The organism is Phenylobacterium sp. CCH9-H3, assembly GCF_001557235.1.
Lineage (GTDB): Bacteria > Pseudomonadota > Alphaproteobacteria > Caulobacterales > Caulobacteraceae > Phenylobacterium.
On record NZ_LSJI01000164.1, the window covers coordinates 1 to 13527 of the forward strand.

25 protein-coding genes are annotated in these 13527 nt (G+C 66.7%); all 25 read left to right on the forward strand.

Translation table 11 applies throughout. The features are described from left to right. Positions 1 to 215: 215 nt before the first annotated feature. Positions 216 to 1046 carry a GIN domain-containing protein gene (locus tag AX721_RS14410; protein ID WP_068876685.1) on the forward strand — a complete coding sequence of 277 codons (831 nt, stop codon included), beginning with the start codon at positions 216 to 218 and terminating at the stop codon, positions 1044 to 1046. Positions 1047 to 1339: 293 nt separating this feature from the next. Continuing rightward, a complete protein-coding gene (gene rpsJ / locus AX721_RS14415) occupies positions 1340 to 1645 on the forward strand; it encodes a 30S ribosomal protein S10 (protein WP_068876686.1) in 306 nt (101 codons plus the stop codon). A 13-nt stretch (positions 1646 to 1658) separates the two neighbouring features. Beyond that, positions 1659 to 2432 (forward strand): 50S ribosomal protein L3, encoded by a 774-nt coding sequence (gene rplC, locus AX721_RS14420; protein WP_068876687.1) that lies wholly within the window; start codon positions 1659 to 1661, stop codon positions 2430 to 2432. Further along, positions 2432 to 3070 carry a 50S ribosomal protein L4 gene (rplD, locus tag AX721_RS14425; RefSeq protein WP_068876688.1) on the forward strand — a complete coding sequence of 213 codons (639 nt, stop codon included), beginning with the start codon at positions 2432 to 2434 and terminating at the stop codon, positions 3068 to 3070. Before rplC ends, rplD begins: the two co-directional genes overlap by 1 nt. Positions 3071 to 3075: 5 nt before the next feature. Continuing rightward, positions 3076 to 3372: a 50S ribosomal protein L23 gene (locus AX721_RS14430; protein ID WP_156467180.1), complete on the forward strand. Its 297-nt coding sequence runs from the start codon at positions 3076 to 3078 to the stop codon at positions 3370 to 3372. Between the two features lie 4 nt (positions 3373 to 3376). Continuing rightward, positions 3377 to 4213, forward strand: a complete 837-nt coding sequence (gene rplB, locus AX721_RS14435) for a 50S ribosomal protein L2 (RefSeq protein WP_068876690.1) — start codon at positions 3377 to 3379, stop codon at positions 4211 to 4213. A gap of 3 nt (positions 4214 to 4216) precedes the next feature. Next, the gene (gene rpsS / locus AX721_RS14440; protein ID WP_068876691.1) at positions 4217 to 4495 is read left to right on the forward strand and encodes a 30S ribosomal protein S19; all 279 of its coding nucleotides are present in this window, start codon (positions 4217 to 4219) and stop codon (positions 4493 to 4495) included. Position 4496: 1 nt separating this feature from the next. Then, the gene (gene rplV / locus AX721_RS14445) at positions 4497 to 4877 is read left to right on the forward strand and encodes a 50S ribosomal protein L22 (RefSeq protein ID WP_068876692.1); all 381 of its coding nucleotides are present in this window, start codon (positions 4497 to 4499) and stop codon (positions 4875 to 4877) included. Beyond that, the gene (gene rpsC / locus AX721_RS14450; RefSeq protein ID WP_068876693.1) at positions 4877 to 5635 is read left to right on the forward strand and encodes a 30S ribosomal protein S3; all 759 of its coding nucleotides are present in this window, start codon (positions 4877 to 4879) and stop codon (positions 5633 to 5635) included. The genes rplV and rpsC overlap by 1 nt, the downstream gene beginning before the upstream one ends. Positions 5636 to 5647: 12 nt before the next feature. Then, positions 5648 to 6079 (forward strand): 50S ribosomal protein L16, encoded by a 432-nt coding sequence (gene rplP / locus AX721_RS14455; protein WP_068876694.1) that lies wholly within the window; start codon positions 5648 to 5650, stop codon positions 6077 to 6079. Then, positions 6079 to 6273 carry a 50S ribosomal protein L29 gene (rpmC, locus tag AX721_RS14460; protein ID WP_068876695.1) on the forward strand — a complete coding sequence of 65 codons (195 nt, stop codon included), beginning with the start codon at positions 6079 to 6081 and terminating at the stop codon, positions 6271 to 6273. Before rplP ends, rpmC begins: the two co-directional genes overlap by 1 nt. A 13-nt stretch (positions 6274 to 6286) precedes the next feature. Further along, positions 6287 to 6538 carry a 30S ribosomal protein S17 gene (rpsQ, locus tag AX721_RS14465; RefSeq protein WP_068876696.1) on the forward strand — a complete coding sequence of 84 codons (252 nt, stop codon included), beginning with the start codon at positions 6287 to 6289 and terminating at the stop codon, positions 6536 to 6538. Positions 6539 to 6550: 12 nt separating this feature from the next. Continuing rightward, a complete protein-coding gene (gene rplN, locus AX721_RS14470) occupies positions 6551 to 6919 on the forward strand; it encodes a 50S ribosomal protein L14 (RefSeq protein WP_068876697.1) in 369 nt (122 codons plus the stop codon). Further along, positions 6919 to 7233: a 50S ribosomal protein L24 gene (rplX, locus tag AX721_RS14475; RefSeq protein ID WP_068876698.1), complete on the forward strand. Its 315-nt coding sequence runs from the start codon at positions 6919 to 6921 to the stop codon at positions 7231 to 7233. The genes rplN and rplX overlap by 1 nt, the downstream gene beginning before the upstream one ends. Beyond that, a complete protein-coding gene (gene rplE / locus AX721_RS14480) occupies positions 7226 to 7792 on the forward strand; it encodes a 50S ribosomal protein L5 (protein ID WP_068876699.1) in 567 nt (188 codons plus the stop codon). Before rplX ends, rplE begins: the two co-directional genes overlap by 8 nt. A gap of 22 nt (positions 7793 to 7814) precedes the next feature. Next, entirely contained in the window at positions 7815 to 8120 is a 306-nt protein-coding gene (gene rpsN, locus AX721_RS14485) for a 30S ribosomal protein S14 (RefSeq protein ID WP_068876700.1), read from the forward strand. 12 nt (positions 8121 to 8132) lie between these two features. Further along, positions 8133 to 8528, forward strand: coding sequence for a 30S ribosomal protein S8 (gene rpsH / locus AX721_RS14490; protein ID WP_068876701.1), 396 nt, complete (start codon positions 8133 to 8135; stop codon positions 8526 to 8528). Between the two features lies 1 nt (position 8529). Then, the gene (rplF, locus tag AX721_RS14495) at positions 8530 to 9063 is read left to right on the forward strand and encodes a 50S ribosomal protein L6 (protein WP_068876702.1); all 534 of its coding nucleotides are present in this window, start codon (positions 8530 to 8532) and stop codon (positions 9061 to 9063) included. A gap of 3 nt (positions 9064 to 9066) precedes the next feature. After that, on the forward strand, positions 9067 to 9426 hold the full coding sequence (rplR, locus tag AX721_RS14500) for a 50S ribosomal protein L18 (protein ID WP_068876703.1): 360 nt from the start codon (positions 9067 to 9069) through the stop codon (positions 9424 to 9426). 9 nt (positions 9427 to 9435) lie between these two features. Continuing rightward, positions 9436 to 10029: a 30S ribosomal protein S5 gene (gene rpsE / locus AX721_RS14505; RefSeq protein WP_068876704.1), complete on the forward strand. Its 594-nt coding sequence runs from the start codon at positions 9436 to 9438 to the stop codon at positions 10027 to 10029. Positions 10030 to 10033: 4 nt separating this feature from the next. Beyond that, the gene (gene rpmD, locus AX721_RS14510) at positions 10034 to 10213 is read left to right on the forward strand and encodes a 50S ribosomal protein L30 (RefSeq protein ID WP_068876705.1); all 180 of its coding nucleotides are present in this window, start codon (positions 10034 to 10036) and stop codon (positions 10211 to 10213) included. Between the two features lie 109 nt (positions 10214 to 10322). Further along, positions 10323 to 10808 carry a 50S ribosomal protein L15 gene (gene rplO / locus AX721_RS14515; protein ID WP_068876706.1) on the forward strand — a complete coding sequence of 162 codons (486 nt, stop codon included), beginning with the start codon at positions 10323 to 10325 and terminating at the stop codon, positions 10806 to 10808. An 82-nt stretch (positions 10809 to 10890) separates the two neighbouring features. Further along, entirely contained in the window at positions 10891 to 12237 is a 1347-nt protein-coding gene (gene secY, locus AX721_RS14520) for a preprotein translocase subunit SecY (protein WP_068876707.1), read from the forward strand. A 63-nt stretch (positions 12238 to 12300) separates the two neighbouring features. Next, positions 12301 to 12873 carry an adenylate kinase gene (locus AX721_RS14525; RefSeq protein WP_068876708.1) on the forward strand — a complete coding sequence of 191 codons (573 nt, stop codon included), beginning with the start codon at positions 12301 to 12303 and terminating at the stop codon, positions 12871 to 12873. A 275-nt stretch (positions 12874 to 13148) separates the two neighbouring features. Beyond that, on the forward strand, positions 13149 to 13517 hold the full coding sequence (gene rpsM / locus AX721_RS14530) for a 30S ribosomal protein S13 (RefSeq protein ID WP_068876709.1): 369 nt from the start codon (positions 13149 to 13151) through the stop codon (positions 13515 to 13517). Positions 13518 to 13527 lie beyond the last annotated feature (10 nt).

A 13527-nucleotide genomic window follows, 5' to 3' on the forward strand; every position in this document is an offset into this window, starting at 1 on the left:
AGGCGGCCGGACCGTGGGCTCGGGCGTGGTCTCCAAGATCATCAAGTAGGCCCAAAGCCTACCCGACCACCGAACATTAGGGGCCGCCGGACAACTTCCGGCGGCCCCTTTTGCTTGCGCCATGACAAGCGTGTCATGACTGCGAATTAAGCTGCCCCGTCGGGCGCCCGCGACTAGCTTCCGCATCAACGCTTTCGACTTTGGGAGAGAGGACGATGCGCCTTCAAACCATCCTTCTGGCCGCCGTGGCCGCGTTCGGCGCCGGGGCCGCCCAGGCCGCCTCGATCGAGGTGAAGGACGCCGCCGCCCGCGTCACCGTGGTGCCGGGAGACCGCTCGGACATCAAGGTCGAGATCGTCTCGACCAACCCCCGGCTCCCGCTCACCGTCCGCACCCTGGCTGGCCGCACGATCGTGGACGGCGACCTGGAACGTCGGATCCGCAGCTGCCGCGGCGCGGGCGAGCGCGCCTCCGTGGAGGTGCGGGACCGTGGCAGCTTCGCCTACGCGGACCTGCCGCAGGTGGTGATCCACACGCCGCGGGATGTGCAGATCGACACCGGCGGCGCGGTGTTTGGGGCCGTGGGCCGCTCGGCCAGCCTCGACCTGGGCAATTCCGGCTGCGGCGACTGGACCGTGGCCAACGTCGCCGGCGAGGCCAAGGTCAGCCAGGCCGGCTCCGGCGACACCCGCATGGGCTCCACGGGTTCGCTCCGGGTGCGGCTGGCCGGCTCGGGCGACGTGGCCGCCGCCGACGTGAAGGGCGGCCTGGACATCAGCATCGCCGGCTCGGGGTCGGCGCACGTCAAGTCCATCGCCGGTCCGCTGGAGGTCTCGGTGGCCGGCTCGGGCGACGTCGACGTCCTGGGCGGCCGGGCGACGACCATGAAGGTCTCGATCGCCGGCTCCGGCGACGTGGACTTCCGCGGGACCGCCGACAGCCTCAAGGTGCGCATCGCCGGCTCGGGCGACGTCCATGCCGGCCAGGTGCGGGGCGAGATCTCCAAGACCATCATGGGCTCGGGCTCGATCCGCATCGGCGACTGACGCCACGCCACGGCTCGCCCCTTGACGGGGGCGAGTCGCATAGGTATTACCGCGCCTCCTGTTGGACCGGCTGTGTGCTTCAAAGCGATTTGAGGCGCAGACGCGGCCCGCGGAACGGCTCGAGACAGTGCTTAAATCAAGCGTTTCGGGAGTAGGCCCTCGCGGGTTCGCGCGGGCCTAAGTCGTTTGTGCGGACTTTCGCGTACGGACTCTCACCTGAGGGTTCGGGCTGGTCTTTGAAATGGTCGAGATCACGCGGGCGCCCGCCGTCTGTAGGGAAACGTAAGAGCGATATGGCTCAAAACATTCGCATCAGGCTCAAAGCCTTCGATCACCGCGTGCTGGACCATTCCACCCGCGAGATCGTGAACACGGCCAAGAGGACCGGCGCCGCTGTGCGTGGCCCGATCCCGCTGCCGACGCGCATCGAGAAGTTCACCGTCAACCGTTCGCCGCACATCGACAAGAAGTCGCGCGAGCAGTTCGAAATCCGCACGCATAAGCGCGTGCTCGATATCGTCGACCCCACCCCGCAGACCGTGGACGCGCTGATGAAGCTCGACCTGTCCGCCGGCGTGGACGTCGAGATCAAGCTCTAAGGGGATTGATCCGATGCGAACCGGCGTAATCGCCAAGAAACTGGGTATGGCTCGCTTCTTCGACGAAGCCGGCGCCCACGTGCCCGTGACGGTCCTGAGCCTCGAAGGCTGCCAGGTCGTCGCCCACCGCACCAAGGACAAGGACGGCTACGTGGCCCTCCAGCTGGGTGCGGGCTCCAAGAAGCCGAAGAACACCACGAAGGCGCTCCGCGGCCACTTCGCCAAGGGCGAGGTCGAGCCGAAGCACAAGCTGGTCGAGTTCAAGGTCTCGGAAGACGCTCTCATCGACGTGGGCGCGGAGATCACCGCCGACCACTACGTGCCGGGCCAGAAGATCGACATCACCGGCACCACGGTGGGTAAGGGCTTCGCCGGCGCCATGAAGCGCTGGAACTTCGGCGGCCTGCGCGCCACCCACGGCGTGTCCGTCTCGCACCGTTCGCACGGTTCGACGGGTAACCGCCAGGATCCGGGCCGCACGTTCCCGGGCAAGAAGATGGCCGGCCACCTCGGCCAGGAAACCGTCACCACCCTCAACCTGACCGTCTGGCGCGTGGACGCCGAGCGCGGCCTCATCCTGGTCAAGGGCGCCGTCCCGGGCTCGGAAGGCTCGTTCGTGAAGATCCGCGACGCGGTGAAGTCGGCCCTGCCGGCCGACGCGCCGAAGCCGGGCGCCTTCAAGTCCTCGGGTCAGCCGACCCCGGCCCAGGCCGCCGCGGAAACGCCGGCCGAGGAGTCGGTGGCCGACGCCCCGGTTGAGGCGACCGAAGCTGGGGATCAAGCGTAATGAAACTCGACGTCATCAAGCTGGACGGCGGGAAGGGCGGCTCGATCGAGCTGGCCGACGATATCTTCGGCATCGAAGAGATCCGCGGCGACATCCTGCAGCGCGTGGTCACCTGGCAGCTGGCCAAGCGCCGGTCGGGCAACCACAAGATCCAGGTCCGCAACGAGGTCTCCCGCACCTCGAAGAAGATGTACAAGCAGAAGGGCACCGGCGGCGCCCGTCACGGCTCGCGCCGGGCGGCCCAGTTCGTCGGCGGCGCGAAGGCCCACGGTCCCGTGGTCCGCAGCCACGCCTTCGACCTGCCCAAGAAGGTCCGCGCCCTGGCCCTGCGCCATGCGCTGTCCGCCAAGGCCAAGGACGGCTCGCTGATCGTCCTGGACTCGGTCTCGCTGAAGGACGCCAAGACGGCCGCGCTCCGCGACCAACTGGGCAAGATCGGCGTGACGCATGCGCTGGTGATCGCCGGCGCCGAGGTGGACAAGAACTTCGGCCTGGCCGCCCGCAACATCCCGAACGTGGATGTGCTGCCGAACGCCGGCCTGAACGTCTACGACGTGCTGCGTCGCCGCACCCTGGTCCTGACCAAGGACGCGGTCGAGGCGATCCAGGCGCGCTTCCAGCCTAAGGAGGCCGCGTGATGGCCGTGGAACCCACCGTTCGTCACTACGACACCATCCTGTCTCCGATCATCACGGAAAAGGCCACGCTGCTCTCGGAGCAGAACAAGGTCGTCTTCCGCGTGGCCGGCGACGCCTCCAAGGACGAGATCGCCGCTGCGGTCGAGGCGCTGTTCAAGGTCAACGTCACGAAGGTCAACACGATCAACGTGAAGGGCAAGACCAAGCGGTTCCGCGGCATCATGGGCAAGCGCTCGGACGTCAAGAAAGCGATCGTGACGCTGGCCGAAGGCCAGTCGATCGACATCACTACGGGGCTCTGATCCGATGGCCTTGAAGCAATTCAATCCCACGTCGCCGGGCCGCCGTCAGCTGGTCCTGGTCGACAAGTCCGAGCTCCACAAGGGCGGTCCGGAAAAGCGTCTGGTCGAAGGCCTGACGAAGTCGGGCGGCCGTGGCGGCAACGGCCGCGTGGCGGTCCGCTTCCGCGGCGGCGGCGCCAAGCGCCTGTACCGCATCGTGGACTTCAAGCGCCGGAAGTTCGACGTCCCCGCGACGGTCGAGCGCCTGGAGTACGACCCGAACCGTTCGGCCTTCATCGCCCTGGTGAAGTACGCCGACGGCGAGCTGGCCTACATCCTGGCTCCGCAGCGCCTGAAGGCCGGCGACCAGGTGATCGCGGCCGAGAAGGCCGACGTGAAGCCGGGCAACGCCATGCCGCTGCGCGGCATGCCGATCGGCACGATCATCCACAACGTCGAGCTGAAGCCCCTGAAGGGCGGCCAGATCGCCCGCTCGGCCGGCGCCTACGCCCAGCTGGTCGGCCGTGACGCCGGCTATGCCCAGATCCGCCTGAACTCGGGCGAGCTGCGCATGGTCATGGACAGCTGCATGGCCACGGTGGGCGCGGTCTCGAACCCCGACCACATGAACGAGAACCTCGGCAAGGCCGGGCGTTCGCGTCACAAGGGCCGCAGGCCGCACGTCCGCGGCGTCGCCATGAACCCGATCGACCACCCGCACGGCGGCGGTGAAGGCCGCACCTCCGGCGGTCGCCACCCGGTGACCCCGTGGGGCAAGCCGACGAAGGGCCGCAAGACCCGCAAGAACAAGGCGACGGACAAGTTCATCATCCGTTCGCGTCACGCTCGGAAGGCTCGCTAAGCCATGACCCGTTCCGTCTGGAAAGGCCCGTTCGTCGACGGGTATCTGCTGAAGAAGGCCGAAGCGCTGCAGGCGTCCGGCCGCAAGGACGTGATCAAGACCTGGTCGCGCCGCTCGACCATCATGCCCCAGTTCGTGGGCCTGACGTTCGGCGTGCACAACGGCCAGAAGCACGTCCCCGTGCTCGTCTCGGAAGACATGGTCGGCATGAAGCTGGGCGAGTTCGCGCCCACCCGCTTCTTCCCCGGTCACGCGGCCGACAAGAAGGCCAAGAGGAAGTAAGATGAGCAAGCAAGCCAAGGCTCGCCGTTACACGGAGGCCGAAGCGGTGGCCAAGGTGCGGACCATCCGCATCAGCCCCCGCAAGCTCAACCTCGTGGCCCAGTCCATCCGCGGCCTGAAGGTGCAGCGCGCCCTGAACGAGCTGGAATTCAGCTCGCGCCGGATCGCCGCCGATGTGCGCAAGGCGCTCTACTCGGCGATCTCCAACGCCGAGAACAACCACAACCTCGACATCGACTCGCTGGTCGTCGCCGAGGCCTATGTGGGCAAGAACCTCGTGATGAAGCGCTTCCACGCCCGCGCCCGCGGTCGTGCGTCGCGCGTCGAGAAGCCGTTCAGCGAGATCACGATCGTGGTCCGCGAAGTGGGTGAGGCCGCCTAATGGGTCAGAAGATCAATCCGGTCGGGCTTCGCCTCGGCATCAACCGCACCTGGGACAGCCGCTGGTTCGCCGACGGCCCTGAGTACGGCCGCCTGTTGCACGAAGACATCAAGGTCCGCCGCGCGCTGAAGAAGCGCCTGTACCAGGCCGGTGTCTCGCGCATCATCATCGAGCGCCCGCACAAGAAGTGCCGCATCACCATCTATGCCGCGCGCCCCGGCGTGATCATCGGCAAGAAGGGCGCGGACATCGACAAGCTGCGCAAGGACATCGCCGCCATGACGGACGGCGAGGTTCACCTGAACATCGTGGAAATCCGCAAGCCGGAAACCGACGCCCAGCTGGTGGCCGAGAACATCGCCCAGCAGCTCGAGCGCCGGGTCGCCTTCCGCCGCGCCATGAAGCGTTCGATGCAGTCGGCCATGCGCCTCGGCGCCAAGGGCGTCCGCATCAACGTCTCGGGCCGCCTGGGCGGCGCCGAAATCGCGCGGATGGAGTGGTATCGCGAAGGCCGCGTGCCGCTGCACACCCTGCGCGCCGACGTGGACTACGGCTTCACCGAAGCCAAGACCACCTACGGCATCATCGGTGTGAAGGTGTGGGTCTTCAAGGGCGAGGTCCTGGACCACGACCCGATGGCCCTCGACAAGCGCCTGGCCAGCGAAAGCGGTCCGGCTGGTGAGGGTGGTGGCCGCGAGCGCGGCGATCGTCCCGACCGCGGCCCCCGCCGCGATCGCCGCGAACCGGCGAACGCCTAAGGATCCGAAGAGATGCTGTCTCCGAAGAAGACCAAGTACCGCAAGCAGTTCAAGGGCCGCATCCACGGCCTGGCCAAGGGCGGTTTCACCCTGAACTTCGGCTCCTACGGCCTGAAGTCGGTGGAGCCCGAGCGCGTCACGGCGCGGCAGATCGAGGCGGCCCGCCGCGCGATCACCCGCCAGATGAAGCGCCAGGGCCGGGTGTGGATCCGGATCTATCCGGACGTTCCCGTGACCGGCAAGCCGGCCGAAGTCCGGATGGGCAAGGGCAAGGGCGCGGTGGAGTTCTGGGCCGCCCGGGTTCACCCCGGCCGGATCATGTTTGAAATCGACGGCGTGCCGGACGATGTGGCCCGTGAAGCCCTGCGCCTCGGCGCGGCGAAGCTTCCGGTGAAGACCCGCATCGTGACGCGGATCGACGCCCCGGTCGCGGAGCACGCGTGATGAAGATCGACGAAATCCGGGGTCTGACCCCCGACCAGCTGGCCGACCAGCTCGTCTCCCTCAAGAAGGAGCAGTTCAACCTGCGCTTCCAGAAGGCGACCGGCCAGATCGAGAAGACCCACCGCGTGGAAGAGGTGCGCAAGGATATCGCGCGCATCAAGACCGTCCTGCGCGCGAAGCAGGCCCAGGCCTGAGGAGAACCGACAGATGCCGAAGCGAATTCTCGAGGGCGTGGTCGTCTCCGACAAGGGCGACAAGACGGTCGTGGTGAAGGTCGAACGGACCTTCCTGCACCCGGTGCTGAAGAAGACCGTCCGCCGGTCCAAGAAGTACCACGCCCATGACGAGGCCAATGCCTACAAGTCCGGCGAAGGCGTCCGCATCATCGAATGCGCGCCCAAGTCCAAGACCAAAACCTGGGAAGTGCTGCCTAAGGGCGGCGCGGCCCAAGAAGCCTAAGGATCTGAACCCATGATCCAGATGCAAACTAACCTGGACGTCGCCGACAATTCCGGCGCCCGCCGGGTCATGTGCATCAAGGTGCTGGGCGGCGCGAAGCGCCGTTACGCCAGCGTCGGTGACAAGATCGTCGTCTCCGTGAAGGAGGCGATCCCGCGCGGCCGCGTGAAGAAAGGCGATGTGCTGCAAGCCATCGTCGTGCGCACGAGCCAGGCCATCAAGCGCAAGGACGGTTCGGTGATCCGGTTCGACAAGAACGCCGCCGTCATCGTCAACAAGTCGTCCGAGCCGATCGGCACGCGGATCTTTGGCCCGGTTCCCCGCGAACTGCGCGCCAAGAACCACATGAAGATCATCTCGCTCGCTCCCGAGGTGCTGTGATGGCTGCGAAGATCAAGAAGGGGGACCAGGTCATGGTCCTCACCGGCAAGGACAAGGGCCGTCAGGGCGCCGTCCTGAAGGTGCTCCCGCAAGAGCAGCGCGTCGTGGTGCAGGGCCTGAACATGGTCCAGCGCCACACCCGTCCGTCCCAGTTGGATCCCCAAGGCGGGATCAAGCACAAGGAAGCGTCGATCCACCTGTCGAACGTGGCTGTGGTCGACTCCAACGGCAAGCCGACCCGCGTCGGCTTCAAGGTTGAAGGCGACAAGAAGGTCCGTATCGCCAAGACGACCGGCGAGGTGATCAATGGCTGATCAAGCTTACGAACCGCGGCTCAAGTCCGAGTACCGCTCGCGCATCCGTGCCAAGCTGAAGGAAAAGTTCGGCTACACGAACGAGATGCAGATCCCGAAGCTCGAGAAGATCGTGATCAACATGGGCGTGGGCGAAGCTGTCGCCGACTCCAAGAAGATCAACTCGGCGATGGCGGACCTGGCGAAGATCGCCGGCCAGAAGCCGGTGGCCACCAAGGCCCGCACGTCGATCGCCGGCTTCAAGCTGCGCGAAGGCATGACGGTGGGCTGCAAGGTGACCCTCCGCAAGGACCAGATGTACGAGTTCCTCGATCGTCTGATCACCATCGCGCTGCCGCGCGTGAAGGACTTCCGGGGCCTGAAGCCCACGTCGTTCGACGGCCGCGGCAACTACGCCATGGGTCTGAAGGAGCACATCGTGTTCCCGGAGATCAACTACGACCAGATCGACCAGATCTGGGGCATGGACATCATCGTCACCACGACTGCGAAGACCGACGACGAAGCGCGTGAGCTTCTTCGGGAATTCCAGTTCCCGTTCGTCCAAGCGCAAGCTTAAGCGGCGGGAAGGATAAAGACACATGGCCAAGAAAAGCGCTGTCAACCGTAACGAACGGGTCAAGCAACTCGTGAAGCAGCACGCCGCCAAGCGCGAGGCGCTGAAGGCGGTTGCGAACAACGAGAGCCTGCCGCTGGAGGAGCGTTTCGACGCCCGCCTCAAGCTGGCCGAGCTGCCCCGCAACTCGTCCAAGACCCGGATTCGCAACCGCTGCGAAGTCACGGGCCGTCCGCGCGGTTACTACCGCAAGCTGAAGATGAGCCGGATTTCCCTGCGCGACCTCGGGTCCGCTGGGCTGATCCCCGGTCTCGTCAAGTCGAGCTGGTAAGGGGAGGGTCGAATGGTCAATGACCCCATCGGCGATCTGATCGCCCGCATCAAGAACGCCGCCCAGCGCGGCCGCAACAAGCTGTCGACCCCGGCGTCGAAGATGCGCGCGCGCGTCCTCGATGTGCTGCTCGATGAAGGCTACATCCGCGGCTACCACCTGGTGGAAAAGCCCGGCGCCTTCCCCGAGTTCGAGATCGAGCTGAAGTACTTTGACGGCGCGCCCGTCATCGTCGAGATCAGCCGCGTCTCCAAGCCCGGCCGTCGCGTCTATTCGTCGATCAAGGACCTGAAGCCGGTGAAGAACGGCCTCGGGATCTCGATCCTGTCGACGCCGAAGGGCGTCATGTCGGACACCGCGGCCCGCGAGGCCAACGTGGGCGGCGAAGTGCTCTGCCGGGTCTACTAAGATGTCTCGTATCGGAAAGAAGGCGGTCGCCGTTCCCAGCGGGGTCACGGTGACCATCGACGGCCAGACGGTCACGGTGAAGGGCCCCAAGGGCCAGCTCGCCTGGACGGTCGCCGAAGAGATCGAGGTCAAGCAGGAGGGCGGGGAAATCACGCTCTCCAAGCGCCAGGAAACCACCCGCGCGCAAGCGATGTGGGGCCTCTCGCGCACGCTGGTCAACAACATGGTCGTGGGCGTGACCCAGGGCTATGAGCAGACCCTCGAGCTGGTCGGCGTCGGCTATCGCGCGGCGATGAAGGGCCAGGCGCTCTCCATGCAGCTGGGCTTCAGCCACGACGTGGACATCCCGCCGCCGGCGGGCATCTCGTTCGCCGTGCCGAAGCAGACCGAGATCAAGATCTCGGGCATCGACAAGCAGATGGTCGGCGAAATCGCCGCCCGGATCCGCCGCATCCGTCCGCCGGAGCCCTACAAGGGCAAGGGCGTGCGCTATCAGGGCGAGACGGTCCGGCGCAAGGAAGGCAAGAAGAAGTAAGCCATGGCCCTTTCTCCCCGCGAATCCACCCAGCGCCGCGCCCAGCGCGTCCGCACCCGGCTCCGCAAGGTGGCCAACGGCCGCCCGCGCCTGTCGGTCTTCCGTTCGGCCAAGAACATCTACGCCCAGATCATCGACGATGAGAACGGCGTGACGCTCGCGGCCGCCTCCTCGCTGGAAGGCGAGAAGGCCAAGGCGAAGGGCTCGGACAAGGACGCCGCCGCCAAGGTCGGCGCCCTCGTGGCCCAGCGCGCGATCGAGAAGGGCGTCAAGGACGTCGTGTTCGATCGTGGCGGCTACCTGTACCACGGCCGGGTGAAGGCCCTGGCGGACGCCGCGCGCGAAGCCGGCCTGAATTTCTAAGGAACGATCATGGCTCGCAGAGACGAACAGCGCGGCGGCGATCGTCGCAATCGGAACGAAGAAGAGCGCGACAGCGAAATCGTCGAGAAGCTGGTGCACATCAACCGCGTCGCGGCCACCGTGAAGGGCGGCCGCCGGTTCTCCTTCGCCGCCCTCATGGTTGTGGGCGACCAGAAGGGCCGCGTGGGCTTCGGTCATGGCAAGGCGCGCGAAGTGCCGGAAGCCATCCGCAAGGCGACCGAAGAAGCCAAGAAGTCGATGATCCGCGTTCCGCTGCGCGAGAGCCGCACCCTGCACCACGACGGCAATGGCCGCTGGGGCGCGGGCAAGGTCATGGTTCGCGCGGCGCCTCCCGGCACCGGCGTCATCGCCGGCGGTCCGATGCGGGCCGTCCTCGAAACCCTGGGCGTCCAGGACGTCGTCGGCAAGTCGGTCGGCTCGTCCAACCCCTACAACATGGTGCGCGCGACGTTCGAAGCGCTGAAGGCCCAATCCTCGCCCCGCCAAGTGGCGGCCAAGCGCGGCAAGAAGGTCTCCGACGTGATCGGCCGCCGCGCGGACGGCGCCTCGGCCGCGCAGCCGGCCGCCGACGCGGAAGGTTAATCACATGGCCAAAGTCACCGTTCGCCAGACCGGCAGCCCGATCCGCCGGACCAAGGACCAGCGCGCGACCCTCGCGGGCCTGGGCCTGAACAAGGTGGGCCGGGTCTCCACGCTCGAGGACACCCCCTCGGTGCGCGGCATGATCGCCAAGGTCCATCACCTGATCGAGGTCGTGGAGGGCTAAGCTCCGCGACTTCCGGGGCCCTTCGGGCCCCCTTCGGCCTTTCTGGGCCACTGTCTTCAACGCCGAGTCCGGCCTGCGCCGGGCGCCAGATCTCCAAGGAGAGGCACATATGACCAAGCTGAACGAACTCGCTCCGCGCGAAGGCTCCACCAAGGGCCGCATGCGCGTCGGCCGCGGCCCGGGCTCGGGCAAGGGCAAGACCGCCGGTCGCGGCGTGAAGGGCCAGAAGGCGCGCACCGGCGTCTCGATCGCCGGCTTCGAAGGCGGCCAGATGCCGCTGCACATGCGCATGCCCAAGCGTGGCTTCAACTCGCGCAACCGCAAGGACTTCGCCGAAGTGAACCTGTGGCGCATCGAGCAGGCGATCGCCGCCGGCAAGCTCGACGCCAAGGCCGCCATCGACGCCGACGCCCTGCTGAAGGCCGGCGTGATCCGTCGCGCCAAGGATGGCGTGAAGCTGCTGGGCGAGGGCGAGCTGAAGTCGAAGCTGAACCTCACCGTCTATTCCGCCACCGCCTCGGCCCGCACGGCCGTCGAAAAGGCCGGCGGCTCGCTGACCACGACCAAGGTCGAAGCCAAGGCCGAAGAGGCCTAAGGCGTCCTGCGGCGACGCCGGCCTCGCTATCGGGGCCGGCGCGTCCTATCTCAGCAGGAATACGAGTCAGGGGATTTGCTGAATGGCTTCGGCCGCTGAACAGCTCGCCGCCAATCTGAACTTCGACGCCTTCCGCAAGGCCACGGAGCTTCACAAGCGTATCTGGTTCACGCTCTGGGCGCTGATCGTCTATCGCCTGGGGACCTACATCCCGATCCCGGGCATCGACCCGGTCGCCTTCCAGCAGGCGTTCTCCGGCCAGGCCCAGGGCATCCTGGGCATGTTCAACATGTTCTCCGGCGGCGCCGTCGAGCGGATGGCCATCTTCGCCCTGAACGTGATGCCGTACATCTCGGCCTCGATCATCGTGCAGCTGCTCGGAACGGTCTATCCGCCGTGGGAGAAGCTGCGGAAGGAAGGCGGCGAGGCGGGGCGCAAGACGCTCAACCAGTACACCCGCTACCTGACCGTCGCCCTGGCGGTGTTCCAGTCCTTCGGCATCGCCGCGGGCCTGTCGCAGAGCCCCGGCCTGGTCGAGAACCCGGGCATCTTCTTCATCGTCTCGACCGTGGTCACCCTGACGGGCGGCACCATGTTCCTGATGTGGCTGGGCGAGCAGATCACCAGCCGCGGCGTCGGCAACGGCATCTCGCTGCTGATCTTCGCCGGTATCGTGGCCGTCCTGCCGCAGTACCTGTTCCAGGCGCTGGAACTCACCCGCACGGGCTCGATGAACTCGGGCACCCTGTTCCTGATGCTGGTGCTGGTCATCGCCGTGACCGTGGCGATCGTCTTCATGGAGCGCTCGCAGCGCCGCCTGCTGGTCCAGTATCCCAAGCGCCAGGTGGGCAACCGCATGTTCGGCGGCGACACCTCGTTCCTGCCGCTGAAGATCAACACCTCGGGGGTGATCCCGCCGATCTTCGCCTCGTCGCTGCTGCTGCTGCCGGCGACCGTGATGGGCTTCGCCGCGACGGCGAACCTGCCGGAATGGCTGCAATGGCTGCCGCTCGCGGTGGGCCAGCTCCAGCACGGCCAGCCGCTGTTCATGGTGCTCTACGGCGCGCTGATCATCTTCTTCTGCTTCTTCTACACCTCGGTCGTCTTCAACCCCGAGGACACGGCGGAGAACCTGCGCAAGTACGGCGGCTTCCTGCCGGGCATCCGCCCCGGCAAGCGGACGGCCGAGTACCTGGACTTCGTGCTGACCCGCCTGACCGTGATCGGCGCCGGCTACATCACCCTCGTGTGCCTGCTGCCCGAAGGCCTGATGCGGTTCACGGGGACGCAGTTCTACATGGGCGGCACGTCGCTGCTCATCGTCGTCAGCGTCACCATGGACACGGTGGCCCAGATCCAGTCCCACCTGCTGGCGCACCAGTACGAGGGCCTGATCAAGAAGTCGAAGCTGCGGGGCGGCCGGCGCTAGGGCGGCCGCCTTGGGTGACGTTGCGGTACGGCGCCATCAAGAGCGCCGCGTGAGGGGATCGCTATGAACCTGATTCTGTTCGGGCCGCCGGCGGCGGGGAAGGGCACCCAGGCCAAGCGCCTGGTCGAAGGCCGCAACATGGTTCAGCTCTCCACGGGCGACATGCTGCGCGCGGCGATCGCGTCCGGTTCGGAGCTGGGCAAACGCGTCGAGGGCATCATGCAGCGCGGCGAGCTGGTCTCGGACGAGATCGTCGTCGAGCTGATCGAATCCCGGCTGCCCGAGGCCGAGGCGGCCGGCGGCGCCATCTTCGACGGCTTCCCCCGCACGCTTCCCCAGGCCGAGGCCCTGGACAAGATGCTGAAGGGCCGGGGCAGCCAGATCGACCTGGTCCTGCGTCTCTGCGTGGACGACGAGGCCCTGAAGCAGCGGATCGCCGGCCGCTTCGCCGAGTCGGGCCGCCCGGACGACAACCCCGAGAGCTTCGTGGTGCGGCTCAACGCCTACAACGCCAACACCGCGCCGCTGCTGCCGTACTACGAGGGGCAGGGGAAGCTGGTGGAAGTGGACGGCATGGGCGCGATCGAAACCGTCGCCGCCGCCATCGACGCCGCCCTGGACAAGCCCCGCGGCTGAACGTCCAGGCCGATTGCGGATCACGCGCACTCATGCTTTCCTTCCTCGCGTCGGGCCTCAAATCCCGCGTGACGAACCCGTGCGGGGCATCCACCCCCTTGCGCGTGCAGCATTTCGTTCACATTTGGGCGTTTCGGCCATTGACGGGGGTACCCCGATCCATATAACGAAGCGCTTCCGCGAAAGAGCGCGAAGGACGCGCCGGCCTATGCCTATGGCAGCTAGGGGCCGGGGCGCCGTTTGCGCTTTTCTTGCGTGATCAGGAGATTACCTACGTGGCCCGTATCGCTGGCGTCAACATTCCCACGAACAAGCGCGTCGTGATCGCGCTGCAGTACATCCATGGCATCGGCGAGGCGAAGGCCCGCGAGATCGTCAGCAAGGTCGGTATCGAGGACGCGCGCCGCGTCAATCAGCTGACCGATGCGGAAGTCCTGCAGATCCGCGAGACGATCGACCGCGACTACATGGTCGAAGGCGACCTGCGCCGCGAGACCGCGGTCAACATCAAGCGCCTGATGGACCTGGCCTGCTACCGCGGCCTGCGCCACCGCAAGGGCCTGCCGGTCCGCGGCCAGCGCACCCACACCAACGCCCGCACCCGTAAGGGTCCGGCCAAGCCGATCGCCGGCAAGAAGAAGTAAGAGAGCGGAT

Bases quoted from the DNA above. Each gene is read 5' to 3' on its own strand.
- rpmD (WP_068876705.1), top strand. From the start codon at position 10,034: ATGGCCAAAGTCACCGTTCGCCAGACCGGCAGCCCGATCCGCCGGACC.
- rpsJ (WP_068876686.1), top strand. From the start codon at position 1,340: ATGGCTCAAAACATTCGCATCAGGCTCAAAGCCTTCGATCACCGCGTG.
- rplB (WP_068876690.1), top strand. From the start codon at position 3,377: ATGGCCTTGAAGCAATTCAATCCCACGTCGCCGGGCCGCCGTCAGCTG.
- rplO (WP_068876706.1), top strand. From the start codon at position 10,323: ATGACCAAGCTGAACGAACTCGCTCCGCGCGAAGGCTCCACCAAGGGC.
- AX721_RS14410 (WP_068876685.1), top strand. From the start codon at position 216: ATGCGCCTTCAAACCATCCTTCTGGCCGCCGTGGCCGCGTTCGGCGCC.
- rplR (WP_068876703.1), top strand. From the start codon at position 9,067: ATGGCCCTTTCTCCCCGCGAATCCACCCAGCGCCGCGCCCAGCGCGTC.
- rplC (WP_068876687.1), top strand. From the start codon at position 1,659: ATGCGAACCGGCGTAATCGCCAAGAAACTGGGTATGGCTCGCTTCTTC.
- rpmC (WP_068876695.1), top strand. From the start codon at position 6,079: ATGAAGATCGACGAAATCCGGGGTCTGACCCCCGACCAGCTGGCCGAC.
- rpsC (WP_068876693.1), top strand. From the start codon at position 4,877: ATGGGTCAGAAGATCAATCCGGTCGGGCTTCGCCTCGGCATCAACCGC.
- rplP (WP_068876694.1), top strand. From the start codon at position 5,648: ATGCTGTCTCCGAAGAAGACCAAGTACCGCAAGCAGTTCAAGGGCCGC.
- rplE (WP_068876699.1), top strand. From the start codon at position 7,226: ATGGCTGATCAAGCTTACGAACCGCGGCTCAAGTCCGAGTACCGCTCG.
- AX721_RS14525 (WP_068876708.1), top strand. From the start codon at position 12,301: ATGAACCTGATTCTGTTCGGGCCGCCGGCGGCGGGGAAGGGCACCCAG.
- rpsS (WP_068876691.1), top strand. From the start codon at position 4,217: ATGACCCGTTCCGTCTGGAAAGGCCCGTTCGTCGACGGGTATCTGCTG.
- rplX (WP_068876698.1), top strand. From the start codon at position 6,919: ATGGCTGCGAAGATCAAGAAGGGGGACCAGGTCATGGTCCTCACCGGC.
- rpsE (WP_068876704.1), top strand. From the start codon at position 9,436: ATGGCTCGCAGAGACGAACAGCGCGGCGGCGATCGTCGCAATCGGAAC.
- rplV (WP_068876692.1), top strand. From the start codon at position 4,497: ATGAGCAAGCAAGCCAAGGCTCGCCGTTACACGGAGGCCGAAGCGGTG.
- rpsH (WP_068876701.1), top strand. From the start codon at position 8,133: ATGGTCAATGACCCCATCGGCGATCTGATCGCCCGCATCAAGAACGCC.
- rpsN (WP_068876700.1), top strand. From the start codon at position 7,815: ATGGCCAAGAAAAGCGCTGTCAACCGTAACGAACGGGTCAAGCAACTC.
- secY (WP_068876707.1), top strand. From the start codon at position 10,891: ATGGCTTCGGCCGCTGAACAGCTCGCCGCCAATCTGAACTTCGACGCC.
- rplF (WP_068876702.1), top strand. From the start codon at position 8,530: ATGTCTCGTATCGGAAAGAAGGCGGTCGCCGTTCCCAGCGGGGTCACG.
- rpsQ (WP_068876696.1), top strand. From the start codon at position 6,287: ATGCCGAAGCGAATTCTCGAGGGCGTGGTCGTCTCCGACAAGGGCGAC.
- rplD (WP_068876688.1), top strand. From the start codon at position 2,432: ATGAAACTCGACGTCATCAAGCTGGACGGCGGGAAGGGCGGCTCGATC.
- rplN (WP_068876697.1), top strand. From the start codon at position 6,551: ATGATCCAGATGCAAACTAACCTGGACGTCGCCGACAATTCCGGCGCC.